The organism is Actinoplanes sp. NPDC089786, assembly GCF_040684855.1.
In the GTDB taxonomy this organism is placed as follows: Bacteria; Actinomycetota; Actinomycetes; order Mycobacteriales; family Micromonosporaceae; genus Actinoplanes.
The window spans coordinates 526,617-542,129 of the sequence record NZ_JBFBGU010000002.1 but is presented as its reverse complement, the minus strand read 5'-3'; the positions used below and the strand labels follow the sequence as shown (position 1 = coordinate 542,129).

Annotated in this window: 13 protein-coding genes; 8 read left to right on the top strand and 5 right to left on the bottom strand. The window is 72.2% G+C overall.

The window, feature by feature from the left end:
• Position 1: 1 nt before the first annotated feature.
• Entirely contained in the window at positions 2 to 853 is an 852-nt protein-coding gene (locus AB0O15_RS13270; protein ID WP_364317952.1) for a hypothetical protein, read from the bottom strand.
• Positions 846 to 1,343, bottom strand: coding sequence for a SigE family RNA polymerase sigma factor (locus AB0O15_RS13265; protein WP_364317951.1), 498 nt, complete (start codon positions 1,341 to 1,343; stop codon positions 846 to 848). Before AB0O15_RS13265 ends, AB0O15_RS13270 begins: the two co-directional genes overlap by 8 nt.
• Positions 1,344 to 1,446: 103 nt before the next feature.
• On the opposite strand from AB0O15_RS13265, the gene AB0O15_RS13260 reads away from it, so the two are divergent.
• Both AB0O15_RS13260 and AB0O15_RS13255 read left to right on the top strand, forming a co-directional pair.
• A complete protein-coding gene (locus tag AB0O15_RS13260) occupies positions 1,447 to 3,489 on the top strand; it encodes a maltotransferase domain-containing protein (protein ID WP_364317949.1) in 2,043 nt (680 codons plus the stop codon).
• 95 nt (positions 3,490 to 3,584) lie between these two features.
• Positions 3,585 to 4,400, top strand: coding sequence for a CAP domain-containing protein (locus AB0O15_RS13255; RefSeq protein WP_364317947.1), 816 nt, complete (start codon positions 3,585 to 3,587; stop codon positions 4,398 to 4,400).
• Positions 4,401 to 4,487: 87 nt separating this feature from the next.
• Here AB0O15_RS13255 and AB0O15_RS13250 read toward each other — a convergent pair whose 3' ends face one another.
• Entirely contained in the window at positions 4,488 to 5,408 is a 921-nt protein-coding gene (locus tag AB0O15_RS13250) for a CPBP family intramembrane glutamic endopeptidase (RefSeq protein ID WP_364317945.1), read from the bottom strand.
• A gap of 102 nt (positions 5,409 to 5,510) precedes the next feature.
• On the opposite strand from AB0O15_RS13250, the gene AB0O15_RS13245 reads away from it, so the two are divergent.
• Positions 5,511 to 6,101 carry a DinB family protein gene (locus tag AB0O15_RS13245; RefSeq protein ID WP_364317943.1) on the top strand — a complete coding sequence of 197 codons (591 nt, stop codon included), beginning with the start codon at positions 5,511 to 5,513 and terminating at the stop codon, positions 6,099 to 6,101.
• A 77-nt stretch (positions 6,102 to 6,178) separates the two neighbouring features.
• Here AB0O15_RS13245 and AB0O15_RS13240 read toward each other — a convergent pair whose 3' ends face one another.
• Positions 6,179 to 8,956, bottom strand: coding sequence for a M36 family metallopeptidase (locus AB0O15_RS13240; RefSeq protein ID WP_364317941.1), 2,778 nt, complete (start codon positions 8,954 to 8,956; stop codon positions 6,179 to 6,181).
• A gap of 215 nt (positions 8,957 to 9,171) precedes the next feature.
• On the opposite strand from AB0O15_RS13240, the gene AB0O15_RS13235 reads away from it, so the two are divergent.
• Genes AB0O15_RS13235 through AB0O15_RS13215 form a run of 5 tightly spaced genes read left to right on the top strand, consistent with a single transcriptional unit; the run spans position 9,172 to position 13,370 of the window.
• The gene (locus AB0O15_RS13235) at positions 9,172 to 9,897 is read left to right on the top strand and encodes a hypothetical protein (protein ID WP_364317939.1); all 726 of its coding nucleotides are present in this window, start codon (positions 9,172 to 9,174) and stop codon (positions 9,895 to 9,897) included.
• Positions 9,898 to 9,926: 29 nt separating this feature from the next.
• A complete protein-coding gene (locus tag AB0O15_RS13230) occupies positions 9,927 to 11,198 on the top strand; it encodes a primary-amine oxidase (protein WP_364317938.1) in 1,272 nt (423 codons plus the stop codon).
• Positions 11,199 to 11,253: 55 nt separating this feature from the next.
• Positions 11,254 to 11,853 (top strand): DUF305 domain-containing protein, encoded by a 600-nt coding sequence (locus AB0O15_RS13225; protein ID WP_364317936.1) that lies wholly within the window; start codon positions 11,254 to 11,256, stop codon positions 11,851 to 11,853.
• A 46-nt stretch (positions 11,854 to 11,899) separates the two neighbouring features.
• Positions 11,900 to 12,808: an NAD(P)-dependent oxidoreductase gene (locus AB0O15_RS13220; RefSeq protein ID WP_364317934.1), complete on the top strand. Its 909-nt coding sequence runs from the start codon at positions 11,900 to 11,902 to the stop codon at positions 12,806 to 12,808.
• 13 nt (positions 12,809 to 12,821) lie between these two features.
• Positions 12,822 to 13,370 (top strand): pentapeptide repeat-containing protein, encoded by a 549-nt coding sequence (locus tag AB0O15_RS13215; protein ID WP_364317932.1) that lies wholly within the window; start codon positions 12,822 to 12,824, stop codon positions 13,368 to 13,370.
• A gap of 2 nt (positions 13,371 to 13,372) precedes the next feature.
• On the opposite strand, the gene AB0O15_RS13210 is transcribed toward AB0O15_RS13215, so the two are convergent.
• Complete coding sequence (locus AB0O15_RS13210; protein WP_364318144.1) at positions 13,373 to 15,451, bottom strand: S8 family serine peptidase; 2,079 nt, start codon at positions 15,449 to 15,451, stop codon at positions 13,373 to 13,375.
• Positions 15,452 to 15,513 lie beyond the last annotated feature (62 nt).

Sequence of the window (15,513 nt, the reverse complement as noted above, 5' to 3'; positions counted from 1 at the left end):
GTCAGCATGGCGGGTCGGAGGCGCCGCACAGGCGGGTGCCGGCCTGGGCGGCGATCTTCCGCAGCTCGGGGAGGGGCTGGTCGCGGGGGACGATACGGGTGACGAGGTCGCCCACCCGGACGTAGGCCACCAGCTCGCTGCCGCCCCCGTCGAGCGGGCGGCCGGTGCTCGCGTCGACCGCGCTGACGTCGTGCCGCACCACCACCGAGTCGTCGCCCGCGAAGTTCTCGGCGGCGATCGACCAGGTGTGCGTCACCCGCGCCGCGACCTTGGCGCCGCCGGCTGCGGTCACCTCGCCGGTCACGGTCCGGATGCCGCAGGCGGCGACCACCGACCGCAGGTCGCGCAGGACCGCGACCGCGTCCGGGCCGGCGTACCGGTGGATCTGCTGAGCCAGCACGAATGGGCGCTCCGGGCGGCTCGCCTCGGTGCCGAGCAGGAGGGTGACGCCGACCGAGAAGCGCGGCACCTGGGGCAGCTTCAGCCCGCTGCTGTTGGTGGTGAGGCAGAGGGTGAGCTCATCGGGCTGGAGCGGGCGGAACGCGTCGGGGCCGTCGATCTGGCTGTCCGGACCCGCGCCGACGTCGGCGGGGGACAGCAGCATCGACCGCGGGATCTCCACCGGGACCGGGGCGGCGCTGACCGGCGGCGCGGCCGGCATCGGCGACGGTGGCCCGCCGGCGGTGGCCAGGCCGGTCGCGCCGGCCGTCACCACGATCACGGCGCCGGCCACGGCCACCAGGTTGCGGCGGCGCCGGCGGCGCACCCGGCCGCGCAGCTCGTCGGCCGACGGCCACCGGACGGCGGCCAGGTCGGTGGTGACATCGCTCATCAGGTCTCGCAGGTCAGACATCAGCCGGCTCCGAGGGGTCGAGGGTGAGAAGGGTGGCCAGCGCGGCGCGGCCACGGTGCAGGCGGGCCTTGACGGTGCCGACCGGCGCGCCGGTCTCCCGCGCGACGTCCGCCACCGGCATCCCGAGCAGGTAGTGCATGGCGATCGCGGTCCGCTGCTCGGCCGGCAGCCGGCGCAGCGCCTCCACCACGGCGACGGTGTTGACGCTGGGCTCCGGCTCGGGGTCGGCCGGTCCGTGCCGCAGATAGGCGCGGGCCCGGTTGCGCAGCCGCCGCCACCGCGACACCGCGATCCGCTGGGCCACCATCCGCAGCCACGCCTCGGGGTCCTCGTACCGGTCGATCGAGGACCAGTGCTGCCAGGCCCTCATGTACGCCTCCTGCACCACGTCCTGAGCCTCGGCCAGGTCGTGGGTGTGCAGATACACGTACCCGAGCAGCCGTTGCCGGCTCCCCTGATAGAACTCGTCGAACCCGCCCGCGTCCGGCACCCGTACCTCCCGTGGTCATCGCACAGCAGAACACGCCCGGGGCGGGAGCAAGGTTGCGTCGTCCGTCGAGCGACCCGGCGGTGATCGGGATACGCTCCGCGACATGGACGCTGAACGGTCCGGACGGCGGGCGCCCGTCGTCCCGGCCGACGCGCCGACCGCGCCGGCCCGCCCGGTCGGACGGATCCCGGTGCAGGACGTGACGCCGCTGGTGGACGGGGGCAACCGGCCGGCCAAGTCCGTGGTGGACGAGTCGTTCGAGGTCACCGCCACCGTCTTCCGCGAGGGGCACGACGCGGTCAACGCCACGGTCGTGCTGACCGATCCGGGCGGCGCCGAGCAGTGCCTGCCGATGACCTGTGTCAACGCGGGACTCGACCGGTGGTCGGTGACGATCAGCGCGGACCGCGCCGGGCGCTGGTCGTACCGGGTCGAGGGCTGGTCCGACCCCTACGGCACCTGGCACCACGACGCCGTGATCAAGGTCGGCGCGGGCGTCGACGTCGAGTTGATGCTGGAGGAGGGGGCGCGGGTCCTGGAACGGGCGGTGGCCGCGACCGCGCGCGGCGACGACGGGGTCCGGCTGCTGACCCGGGCCGCGGCGGCCCTGCGGGACGGCACGCTGCCGGTGGCGGAACGGCTCGCCGCCGGCCTCACCCCGGCGGTGCGCGCCGAGCTGGCGGCGCGACCGTTGCGGGAGTACGTCTCACCCGGTCCCGACCATCCCTGGCTGGTGGAGCGCGAACGGGCCCTCTACGGCGCCTGGTACGAGATGTTCCCCCGGTCCGAGGGGGCGACGCGGGACCCGGACACCGGGCGGTGGACCAGCGGCACCTTCGCGACCGCGACCGACCGGCTGCCGGCCGTCGCGGCGATGGGCTTCGACGTCGTCTACCTGACCCCGATCCACCCGATCGGCGGGACCAACCGCAAGGGCCGCAACAACAGCCTGCGGGCCGAGCCCGGGGACCCCGGGTCGCCGTACGGCATCGGCTCCGCGGCCGGCGGCCACGAGACCGTCCACCCCGAGCTGGGCGACCTCGACGCGTTCGACGCCTTCGTCGCGACGGCCGCCGAGCTGGGGCTGGAGGTCGCCCTCGACCTGGCGCTCAACGCCTCACCCGACCACCCCTGGCTGACCACCCACCCGGAGTTCTTCACCACCCGCGCCGACGGCACCATCGCCCCGGCCGAGAACCCGCCGAAGAAGTACCAGGACATCTACCCGCTGAACTTCGACAACGACCCGGCGGGGATCTACGCCGAGATGCGCCGCGTGGTGCAGGTGTGGATCGATCACGGCGTCCGGATCTTCCGGGTCGACAACCCGCACACCAAGCCGGTCGAGTTCTGGGAGTGGCTGATCGGCGACGTCGGCCGCGACCATCCCGACGTCATCTGGCTGGCCGAGGCGTTCACCCGGCCGGCGATGATGCACACGCTGGCCAAGGTCGGCTTCCAGCAGTCGTACACCTACTACGCGTGGCGGCACACCCGGGCCGAGCTGGTCGAGTACCTGACCGAGCTGACCGGGCCGGCGGCGGCGTACATGCGGCCCAGCTTCTGGCCGACCACGCACGACATCCTCACGCCGTTCATGCAGCACGGCGGCCCGACGGCGTGGAAGTTGCGCGCCGCCCTGGCGGCCGCCCTGGTGCCCACCTACGGCATCTACGCCGGGTACGAGCTGGTCGAGGACCGCGCGCGGCCGGGCGCCGAGGAGCAGATCGACAACGAGAAGTACGAGTACAAGGACCGGCGCTGGGCCGACCACGAGCGCGACGGGTCATCCCTGGCGCCGTACCTCACCCTGATCAACGACATCCGGCGGGCCCACCCCGCGCTGCACCGCCTACGGAACCTCCGCTTCCACACCGCGGACGACGACAACATCCTGGTCTTCTCCAAGGCGCGGACGCTGTACGACCGCCAGGACGTGATCCTGGTCGTGGCCAACCTCGACCCGCACCACACCCGCGACACCTGGATCCACCTGGACCTGGCCGCCCTCGGCCTGACCTGGCCGGACGTCTTCGTGGCGCACGACCTGATCACCGGGCAGCGCTTCACCTGGGGCGAACACAACTTCGTCCGGCTCGGCCCCGGCACCGAGCCGGTCCACGTCATCGGCGTCCAGCGTCCCTGAGGCCGGATCTTTAAGTTTTGTTCAATAAGCGTGCGTGAGAAGTCGGCGCAGGTCAGAGTCGGTCGGGCTCTCCCCATCGATCGACAAGGATCACCATGCGCTCGCGTCACCGTCGGCCCTCCCGGACCCGTCTTCTCGTGCTCGCCACCTGCGCCCTGGGTGTGCTCGGGGCGGGCGCCGCCGGCATCGCCTCGGCCCAGTCCTCCGGGCACCGCCCCCACCCGGCCGCCCGGCCCGCCGCCGCCCAGCTCGGCCCGGCCACCAAGGCGACGTCGTCCCGCGAGCGGCGCCCGCACCGGCCGCGCCCGACCAGGCCGACCACCGCGCCGCCGACCACCACCGCGCCGCCGTCCGACCCCACCACCCCGCCGAGCGACCCGACCACGCCGCCGACGGATCCGACCACCCCGCCCACCACGCCGCCCACCACGCCGCCCAGCGAGCCGGCCACCCCGCCGACGAGCCCGCCGGTGACGACGCCGCCCGCCGACGACGCGGTCATCACCCAGGTGCTGGCCCACATCAACGCCGCGCGTACGGCGGAAGGTCTGTCGACCCTGACGCTGAGCCCGCAGCTGACCGGCGCCTCGGAGGCGCACAACGCCCTGATGGCCGGCGGCTGCGGCCTGTCGCACCAGTGCCCGGGTGAGGCCGGCCTGGGCGCGCGCTTCACCGCCGCGGGCGTCACCTGGCGCTCGGCCGGTGAGAACATCGGCCAGAGCAATGCCGCCAACAACCAGGCCGCCATCGTCGGCGCGGCCAACGGGCTGACCGACCTGATGCTGGCCGAGGTGGCGCCCAACGACGGTCACCGCCGGAACCTGCTCAACCCCGGCTTCACCCGGGTCGGCCTGGCCGTGACCCGCGGCGCCGACGGCCGCGTCTGGTTCACCCAGGACTTCGTCAACTAGTACCTCAACGGCCCGGATCGGCATCCGTGCTGATCTGATGGGCCCGGAGCAGCACGTCGAGCTGAGCGCGGTTGTAGAGCGCTCAGCTCAGCGATCTCGCGAGTGCTCCAGGCCATGCTCTCCGCTCCTCCCGCCCGCCACCGTACGGGTGGCCCGGATCCTTCGCTCACGCAGCCAGACCAGCACGAGCATGGCAATGTTGACCGCGCCGAGGATCAGCACGGCCGCGTCGCCGGTGTCGGTGGAGCGGTCGATGGCGAAGGGCGCACCGTCCGACATCAGCGTGTTGACCGTGGTGAACAGGACGTTGTTGGCGACGTGGAACGCGACCGGCGCCTCGATGCCGTTGCTCACGATCGCCATCAGTCCGGTCGCGGCGCTGAGGAAGGCGTAGTAGCCGAACAGCCACGGGTCCGAGGACCCGTGCAGCACCGCGAAGGCCAGGCTGGAGACGACGAGGCCGAGGATCAGGGCCGGGCGGACGGCGCGCAGCCAGGACGCGGCGGCGGGCAGCGCGGCACTCCGGAACATCAGCTCCTCGCCGATCGCCTGGAGCGGCGTGGTCAGCAGGATCACGACGAGCATGACGATCGTCGTACCGGACACGCCGAAGGCGATCCACCCCGGTGAGTCGGGGGCCACGACGGCCACCACGCCGATCCCGGCGGCCACCAGCAGTGCCGCGCTCAGCAGGTAACGCCGCAGACGGCGGGCGTCGAACGGCCGGGGCGAGCTGATCAGGCTGCGCCAGGGCACCCGGGCCAGCCGGGCCAGGAGCAGGATCGCCAGGACGCCGGTGGCGATGGTCGCGAGGTTCACGGCCAGGAACTTCAGCGGGGTCATGGTCGGCGCCAACGGGTTGTCGCTGCCCTCCAGGACGCCGGTCAGCTGGTAGCCCAGGATCTGCAGGACCAGCAGCACCAGCGGCGGTACGAGGACCACCACCAGGGGTTTCCACCAGCCCATGCGCAGGTGTGCGCCGAACGGTCGAGAGTCATCGACGTCCATCAGGGTTCCCTTCGGCATCGCATCGGTGGGTGCGATCACGAGTGGAAACCGTGTCGTGGGGGCAGGGTCAAGTCCCGCGACGAAGATGCGATGCTGCTCGGCATGAGCGGATCGGACACCAAGGCGGATCTTCATCACTACCTGCGGACCGCCCGCGAAGCGCTGCTGTGGAAACTCGACGGGCTCGACGAGTACGACCTGCGCCGGCCGCTGACCCCGACCGGCACCAACCTGCTGGGCCTGGTGAAACACGTGGCACTGACCGAGGCGGGCTATCTCGGCGCCGTCTTCGGTCGCCCGCTCGACGACCCCCTGCCCGGCCTCGAGGACGACGCCGAGCCCAACGCCGACATGTGGGCCACCCTCGACGAGTCCCGTGACCGCGTCGAGGCGTTCTACCGGCGCGTCTGGCAGCACTCCGACGCGACGATCGAGGCGCTCGACCTGGACGCGATCGGCCGCGTGCCCTGGTGGCCGGCGGAGCATCGAGAGGTGACGTTGCGCCTTGTCCTGACGCACATGATCGCCGAGGCCCACCGGCACGCCGGGCACGCCGACATCGTGCGGGAGCTGATCGACGGGGCGGCGGGGCTGCGGGCGGACAACAACAACCTGGCGCCCGGCGACGCGACCTGGTGGCAGGACTACCGGGCCCGGCTCCAGCAGGTCGCGGAGGCCGCCCGCGACGCCTGACCTCGCGCGCCGTGGTACGGCGGCAGGCCCGGCCGCACGAGGAGTGCTGACCGGGCCTGCCTGTGGAGCGCGATGGATCAGTGTGCGGCGCCGTACACGCCGACCTCGACCGTGTCGACGTAGAAGCACCCGGCGTAGCCGTCGGGGCAGGTGATGCCCTCTTCGGCGATCTGCGTGCCGAGCATCGAGTACCGCAGGTAGCGCACCTCGGACGTGCTGCCCGAGGCGAGCGGCACCGCGTTCATCTTGTCGCGGTTGGCCACCCCGAAGTGGCCCTCGGCGGCGACCGTCCAGGTCTGGCCGTCGGCCGACGTCTCGACGCGGTAGTCACCGGTCGAGGCGCTGGCGTCGTCACCGCAGTTGCCGGTCGGGTTGATCTCGATGGCCGACACGTCGACCGCCGCCGGCAGTTGCACGACCAGGAAGCGCGGGTCGATCTTGCCGTCGGCGCCGTACGTGGCGTCGGTGCTCCAGCCGGTCTGCTGCAGCGCGTCGACCGCGGCGTCGGGACCACACCCGATGAAGCCGTAGTCGTCGCCGTTGGAGTCGGTCACCTGGCTGCCGCCGGTGGTCGCGGCCCAGTCCCGGCGCAGCGCCCAGTCCACCTTGTTGGCGCCCTGGTGCACCCGCAGGTCCTTCACGACCGGCTCGTAGCCGGGCGCGCTGGCGCTCACCGAGGGGTACGTGCCACCGGGCAGCACGTTGGCGATCGTGTACTTGCCCTGGGCGTCGCTGACGGCCTGGTACGAGTCGGCGAAGCCGGAGGCGTGCCCGGCGAAGGTGATCGTGGCCCCGGCCAGCGGCGCGCCGGTGGTCACGTCGGTGACGGTGCCGGTGACCGAGGTGCGCGAGGCGTCCCGGGTCGGCGGGGTGGAGAAGTCCTCGATCGGGGTGACGTCGTTGCCGCCCAGGTCGGCGGCGAACCAGCCCATGCCGCGGCCGGCGAAGACCTTCCAGATCTTCTTGGCGTCCCGGCCGTCGCGGGTGACCTTGTCGGCCATCAGGATCGAGTTGCGCATGTCGAGGAACGACGGGTTGGCCGGTGACAGCTCCATCGCCCGGGTGACCAGGGACTCGGCGAGCTTCGAGCCGACCGACGTACGCAGGTCCCAGAGCGTCTCGCCCCAGATCTCACCGTCCGCGTGGACCTCCGGACCGCCGATGATCTTGCCCATGTCGCCGTAGGTGTAGCCGCCCGATCCGGCGCCCTCGGTGCCGGGGCAGGCCGTCGCGTCGGCGCCGACGGTGCAGTCCAGCGGCTGGGTGCGGATCAGGTTCTGGTCGTTGCTGACGTACCGCCCGACCAGCACTTCTCCCGGCTTGGCGGTGTCGGTCTGGAAGCCGTCGGCGACCAGCTTGTCGAACGCGTACCAGTCGGACCAGGCCTCGCCCATCGAGCCGCCCTGGAAGCCGGTCAGCGTCGAGTTGCCCGACGCGTCGACCACCAGGCGGTTGGACATGCCGTGGGTGTACTCGTGGTAGACCACGTCGGCCTCGTCGCCCGAGTTGGCCGCGATGAAGGGGTCCTCGGGCCAGGTCGGGTCCCGGAACAGGTACATCTGCATCCGGCCGGGCACGCCGTCCGGGGTGGGCAGCATGTTGGCGTTGTCGGTGTGGCCGGAATCCGGCCCGCCCTCGCCGGTCGCGGCGCCGTCGATCGCGTTGACCTCGATCGGGTCGCCGTCGGCGGTCTCGTAGTTGCCGGCCGCCCGGGTGAAGCCGATCGGCGACTTCTCCAGGTGGTCGTGGAAGCTGCTCACGTAGTAGAAGAGCTGGGCCGCGTTCTGCTTGGCGTTGTCCTTCCACGAGTCGGCGGTCTTCGGGTCCCACGAGCACTGCTTGTCGGCGGCGCAGGGCGGGCCGACCTGGCCGGTGAAGTCCTTGAACGGGAACCGCCAGTCGCCGGGCTTGTTCGGCGCAACCTCTTCGCCCTCGTTGGCCACGTCGTCGTCGTTCACGTCGAGGAACACGTGGGTGGAATCGCCGTTGAGCGTGGTGGCGTCGGGCGCGATCCAGTTCTTCAGCGGCCGTTGCTGCTGCACACCGCCGAGCGGGGCGCCCGGGTAGTTCTGCCACACCGTGGCGGCCGGGGCGTTGTCGTTGAGCAGCAGGTCCTGCCGGTAGAGGACCCGGCCGGTGGCCGCGTCGACCACATGCAGGTAGCCGGTCTTGGTGGAGAGGATCTGCCAGGCCGGGCGAGCGCCGCCCCTGGTGGCGAAGGCGACCAGCTTGGTCGGGTCGCCGGCTCGGGCGGTGGCCGGTGACCCGGCGTCCTTGGCGGCGGTGTCCCGGGCCTGGGCGGCGGTCAGGCGGGCGGCGCCCAGCGAGGCCGGCAGCGACGCGGCCGGGGAGCCGGTGACCTGGATGAGCTCGCCGTTCTTGGTGACGTCGGCCTTGACGCCGTTGCCGAACACCGGCACGTTGCCCACGACCTGCTCGTAGCTCAGGTGGTGGGTGCCGTCGACGTCGACGTAGTCCTTGCGGAGCCGCAGGGCGGCGGTGTCGCCGAAGACGCCGGGATTGGCGGCGAGGTAGGCGGCGACGATCTCCTTGGCCGGCTTGGCGCTGGCGGTGGTCAGGAACCCGTCGAGGCGGGCGACGCGCCGGGCCGTCCCGGTGGCCGGGTCGATGTCGACCAGGCCCTGCGTGCCGAGGCCCTCGTGCAGCTTGGTGACGGCGGCCGGCTTCTTCGCGGTGCGGAGCGCGGTGAGCGTACGCGCGTCCGGGGTGCGGGCGTCGAAGTTGGCCCGTCGCTTCTGGTTGTGGTGGGCCGCGGCAGCGCCGGGGACCGGGTCGGGGGCCGCGGACGCCGATGCGGGGACGGCGCCGATGCCCAGGACCGTCGCGGCGAGCACCGCGACGGACCTGCGTGAACGTGTGGATGAGATCAACGTGGCTCCTTAACGGAATCCAATTTGGATCAGCCGTTGGCGAGCCTACAACTTCCCATTGAGCAAGATAAATAGTTTTGCCTGTTTAGACGGTGATCTCGGCGGATCTCACCGCCACCACACTTACCGATTGGCATTCTTCCGTGTCGATACCGCAGTTCAGGGAGAGGCAACCGGCAGTGGGTAGTTTCAGAAAATGGGCGTGGGGCCTGGGCATCGCGTCGGCCACCGCCGTCACGGCGTTCAGTGTCGCGTCCTGGCAGGCCAACGCGGCGCCGGACCCGGGTAAGCCCGGCGTTACCGCAGATCAGCCCAAGGTCTCCGACCCGCAGGCGGGTCCGGAACCGGCGGCCGGGGTGGGCGCCGACGCCCTCACCGGCGACGAGGTGAGCCGGGCCCGGACCATCGCGCTGACCGCCGAGCTCAAGGCGGGCGCCACCGACGTCACCGGAAAGGGCGGCCCGGAATACCTCACCGCGCAGATCGCCGAGGACGGCGACCGCCGCGCCGACGTCTATTTCTACGACTACCGAAATGACAGGCTGGTCAAGCAGGTGGTTGACCTGAAATCGGGGAAGTTGGCCGCGTCCTACGCCGCCGCGGGCATGCAGATGCCGGCCTCGGAGCAGGAATTGTCGACCGCCTTCGACCTGCTGCTGGCCGACCCGGCCGCGGCCGAGTTCAAGAGCGCCTACCGCAAGGCCACCGGCAAGGACTTCGCCGGCAAGGGCACGGTGAAGGTGACCGCGCACGTCTTCAAGGCCCGGCACGCCGACGCGGGCGCCGCCCAGTGCGGCAAGCACCGGTGCCTGCAGCTCGTGGTGGAGAGCTCGGACAACACATTCATCGACATCAACCAGTTCATCGTCGACCTGTCCGGGCGCAAGATCGCCCGGCTGAGCTGAACCCGGGGCAGAACAGCATGACGTACCGCATGAGGGCGGCCTTTGTCACCGCCTTGATCACCGCCGCCGGGCTGGGGGTCTCCGCCGCGCCCGCTTCGGCCAAAGCTCCGGCGGCGCCCTGCGCCCCCGAGTCGACGGTCCACGAGACGCTGCCCAACGGCACCGTCTGGGACCTGTGCTGGCGCATGGACGAACGCGCCGGACTGATCCTCGAGAACGTCTCCGTCGCGTACGCCACCAACCCGGAAGCCGTCCAGGTGCTCCAGTCCATCCGGCTGGCGCAGCTCAACGTGCCCTACGACTCCGGCGACACCGAGTACAACGACCTCACCGACTACGGCTTCGGCGGCGGTGACCTGGAGACCCTCAAGAGCGAGGACTGCAAGGGCGGCTCGGCCCGGACCGGCTCCGACGGCTCGGCCGAGCCGCGGCGGCGCAAGGTCCTCTGCGTCAGCGCCGAACGCTCCGGGCTGGCGTACCGCCTGCACAGTTACGACTTCCCCGAGGGGGCCGAGGAGCCGACCGAGACGATCTACTCCAAGCAGGGCCACGACCTGGTGCTGCGCGCGATCAGCAAGGTCGGCTGGTACGAGTACGTCACCGAGTACCGGCTCCAGGACGACGGCGCCATCTCGGCCCGCCTCGGCGCGACCGGCGACCTGTCGCCCGGCAACTACTACAACGCCGACCAGGGCTGGCCGATCGGCAAGGGCGCCCGCGACTTCTCCGCCATGCATTACCACAGCGCGTTCTGGCGGGTCGACTTCAACCTCGCCGGCAAGGGCAAGGAGATCGTCGAGCAGTACGACACCAAGACCGACGGCCAGGGCGAGATGGCGGCCAAGCTGACCACCTCGCACCAGACGATCGCCAAGGAGGGCAGCTTCACCAAGGCGAACCAGCGCTGGTGGCGGCTGGCCAGCCCGTCGAGCAAGAACGCCGACCGGCACCGGCGCTCGTACGAGCTGGTCACCGAGGGCGGCGACAAGTACGAGGGGCACCCGGAGACCCAGCCCGACGTCACGTTCACCAACGGCCACGCCTGCGAGATGTTCGCCACCGGCAACGCCGACCCGGAGTGCCCGCGCCGGCAGACGATCCTGGACTTCACCTCGAACAACGAGGACCTGAAGGACCCGATCATGTGGGTGCGGGTGGGCTTCCACCACGTGCCGCGCGACGAGGACCAGAGCCCGATGCCGCTGCACTGGCAGGGTTTCGACCTGCTGCCACGCGATTTCACCGCCCAGAACCCGCTGACCCCGGATGGTCGTAAGGACGTCAACGGCCAGCCGCGGTAACAGCGAGCGATGGCCGGGCCCCGCCAGGCCCGGCCATCGCGAGGGGAGTGCTCCATTGCGTTTTCACCGGTACGCCGCCCTGGCCGTGCTGATCGCCTCCGGCCTGCTGGCGACCATCCTGCACCAGAGTGACCCGCCGGCCGCCACGCCGGCGCCGGTCGGGCAGGTGGTCGCCCCGCCCACCGTCGCCGACCTGACCTTCGCCCGGATGATGGTCAGCCACCACGAGCAGGCCGTACGGATGAGCCGGGCGCTGATCGCCAAGCCCGGGGTGCCCGAGCGGGTCGGCGCGATCGCCGAGTTCATCGCCCACGACCAGCAGCGCGAGATCGACGAACTTACCAACTGGTTGGTAGCTTGGGACGCCGGCGGCGCACCGGCCGGCGGCCACGAGCACGGTGGCGCCGGCATGCTCACCGAGACCCAGCTGCGCGACCTCGACCGCGCCCCCGGCAACCGGGCCGCGCCGATCTTCCTGCGCCTGATGATCGAACATCACACCGGCGCCATCACGATGGCCCGCGACCTCCTGACCGGCGGCGGCCGCAACGTCTTCACCCACCGCATGGCCAAGCACGTCGTCAACGAGCAGAGCGACGAGAACACCGCGATGACGGCCCTGCTCCGGGACGACGCCGTCTGGCGCCGGGGCTGACCCGCTAGCGTTCTCCCGTCGGGGAAGCCGAGGACGAGGAGAACGCGTGCGGACGGTAGTCGTGGGTGGAAGCGGCCTGATCGGGTCGCGGGTGGCCACTGTGCTGCGTGAACGTGGCGGCGAGGTGACCACGCTGGCGCGGCGGGCCCGGGCGGGCGTCGACCTCGCGCGGCCGCTGGAGTCGGCGTCGCCGGCCGAGTTGCGGGCGGTGCTGGCCGGGCACGACGCCGTGGTGTTCGCCGCCCGCACCGACGAGCAGCGGCCGATGCGCAAGCCGTTGCACCCGGAGTTCCGCCGGGTGATGGTCGACCCGGTCGTGCGGCTGTTCGCCGCCGCCCGCGAGGAAGGCCTGACCCGGGGTGTGATCATGGGCTCGTACTACACCTACTTCGACCGGTTGCATCCGGAGTGGAGGCTGGCCGAGCGGCACACGTACGTCCGGTGCCGGCTGGAGCAGGCCGCCGAGGCGCGGGCGGCGGCCGGGCCGGGGCTGCCGATCGCCGTGCTGGAACTGCCCTTCATCTTCGGGCCGGGCACCAACTGGGCCGGGCCGCTCGACAACTGGGCGCGGTCGCGTGCGCCGCTGTTCGCCCCGACCGGCGGCACCGCGGCGGCGTCGGCGGCCAGTGTGGCCGAGGCGGCGGCCGACGCGCTCGACCGGGCCGACGGCTCCGACCTGCCGATCGCCGACGAGAACCTCACCTGGCGGGAGATGATCGGCCGGATCGCCGCCGCGGCCGGCCGGCCCCGCACGGTCGGGCGCCTGCCGTCCGCCGTGGCCCGGGCCGGCTCCCGGCTCGGCGGCGCGCTGCAGGCGTGGCAGGGCAAGGGGACCGGCCTCGACACCGGCCACCTGGCCGACCTGATGCTCCGCGACCTCTATGTCGAGCCGGTCACCGGCCGGTCCCTGGACGCCGCCGTCGCGGAGACCTTCACCCGGGAGCGGGAGCGATGAGCCGGGAGGCGTGATGGACGACGAGCCGTTCATGGGCTTCGACCTCGACCTGCGCGGGCAGATGCTCGACGGCGCCGTGTTCGTCGAGGCGTGGCTGAACGGAGCCCGCCTCGACGGGGCCTCCCTGCGCGGCGCCGACCTCTATCGCGCCCACCTCAACAGCGTCTCGCTGCGCGGGGTCGACCTGACCGGCGCCACGCTGGTCAAGGCGGTCCTCGACGACGCCGACGCCCAGCTGGCCGTGCTGGACGACGCCGACCTGACCCGGGCCGAGGCGATCGCCACCGACCTGCGTGGCGCGCGGCTGCGGCGGACCCGGTGGGCCGGCGCCCTGCTCCGCTGCCGGTTCGAGGACGCCGATCTCACCGGGGCCGTGTTCGACGAGACGCCGCTGGGCGGCAGCCGGCTGGCCGGGGCCGCGTTGACCGGCGCCCGGGGATCGGTGTTCGGGCCGGCGGACGTGGGCGGGTCCGCCGAGCTGGACGGCGACGCGCTGGCGGCGTGGTTCGCCGGGCGCGGCGCCGGCATCACCGTCCTGCGGCCGCGACGTCCACCGGCGTGAGGCTAGATCAGCACCGTCACCGTGACGGCGTTGGTGCGGTAGGACACCCGGAACACGTGGCCGCCGGCCAGCTGCAGCCCGCCCTCGGGCAGACCCCGGAACCGGCCGTGCAGCGAGCTGCCGCTGAGGACCGTCAACACGGTGCCCCGCTTGAGCTTGCCGCGCACGTCCAGGCTGAGCTTGCCGTCGAGCACCAGAGCACCGTCGGCGCGGGCGCTCGTGTAGTCGTCGTTGCCGCGAACGGTGATGGCGACCTCGGCGCCGCGGCCCAGGCGCACGTCGCCACCGGCGGTCAGCACCCGGCCGGCCGCGCCGGCCCGCCCGGCCTCGGTGGCGGTCAGGCCCGGCTGCACCGTTCCGCCGGTGACCTCGATGTCGCCGGCGGTGCGGCCGCTGCCGCCGAGTGCTCCGCCGCGTACCCGGATCGAACTCGCCTGCGAGCCGACCACCGAGAGTTTCCCGCCCAGGACCGTGCTGTCGCCCTGCCAGGTGTTGTCGCCGGTGAGGATCAGGGTGCCGGCGCCGCGCTTGGTGAGGCTCCCGACGTGGGCGCGGGTCCGGCGGGCCTGCTCGCGCCGGGTGCCGGTGGCGTACTCGAACCGGTCGGCCTCGCTCGCGCCGGCCGGCAGCCCCCGGGTCCAGCCCTTCGCGACCTTCGTGGCCTGCCAGGCGGCCGCCTCGTCGGCGTCCTCCTGCTGCCGCGCCCGGATGGCGACGTCGGAGATGTCGTTCGACCACACGTCGGTGACACCGTGCGTGTCGATGTCGAAGCGGCCCAGCAGCTGACCCGGACCGTTCATGGCCTCCCGCAGGCTCGGCGTGTGCCAGCCGTTCCGCGCGTCCGGGACCGCGACGATCCGGCCGGCCGACGGGTTCGGGACCGGCAGGCCCGCCGCGTCGCTGATCGTGCTGTTCTGCCGGCCGGTGGTGTACATCGTGTAGAGCGCCTGCTCGTTCGTCAGGTAGGGGAACCGCTGCATGACCAGCGCCAGCGCGCCGGCCGAGTGCGGGGCCGACATCGAGGTGCCCGAGTAGTTGGCGTAACCGGCCTGCGGCGTGCCGTCGGGGCCGACCGTCACCACGGTGCTGTTGATCAGGGTGCCCGGGGCGGTCACGCAGGACCACTTGGCCACGCCGCACTGGTTGAACCGCTGCTGCCCCGGCGCCAGCACCGACCCGTCCGGGTTGAAGGTGCGGCCCACGTCGGAACGGAGGCCCGAGGTGGTGAACCATCGACCCTCCAGGGCGGGCAGGAAGTACGGCGCGGTGCCGCGTGGCGTCGGGTTGGCCACACCGGCGTTGCCCGAGCTGAAGCCGATGACCGTGCCGTTCCGCGCGACGTCGAAGGCCCCGTTGATCCAGTGTTGCCTGGTGCCGTTCGAGTCGGGCACACCCTCGGGCAGGGCCAGGTTGCGCCAGGCCGAGACCAGCCCCTCGTAGGTGTTGTAGTTCTCCTGCGCCGGGGCGCTGCCCCAGCTGCTGCTGACGATCCGGACCGGCTTGCGGTTGGCCGTCCGGGCGCCGGCCACGGCCCGGTAGACGTTGGCGAGGTAGGCGTTGTCGGGGATCTGCGCCTCGGTCGCGCCCGGCGGGATCTGCCCGTACAGCACCGCGTCGGTCTTGTGGGTGTTGCCCAGGTAGACGTTGCCGTTGAACGCGACACCGTGCATGTTGACCGGGTCGGCCACCCCGTCGCGGGTCGCGCCGACGGTGCCGCTGACGTGCGTACCGTGGCTGTCGTTGAACGCCGGGTTCCACAGCCCCGAAGTCGGCTCGGTGCGGCCGCCGCGGGCCACCACCGGGACGAAACGGTTGCCGTGCTCGCGCTGATGTCCGCCGTAGAAGCCGGAGTCGACCAGGCCGATGTTCATCCCGCCGCCGGCGAACCCGGCCGCGTAGGCGTACTCGGCCCCGATCGACACCAGGCCGTTGTCGGACAGGAACTCGGGGGTGCGCCAGCCGGCCGGGTCGCCGAGCCGGCCCGGGTCACCCTCGTACGAGGTGATCGGCGGCCTGGGCGACGGCTGCGCCAGCGCGGGCGACGCCGCGACGCCGAGCACCACAACCGGCGCCAGCCCCACGATCAACGCTGACTTCCTGAGGTTCCGTTGCGACATCCGAGTCCCCCGCCCTGGCCGAACCT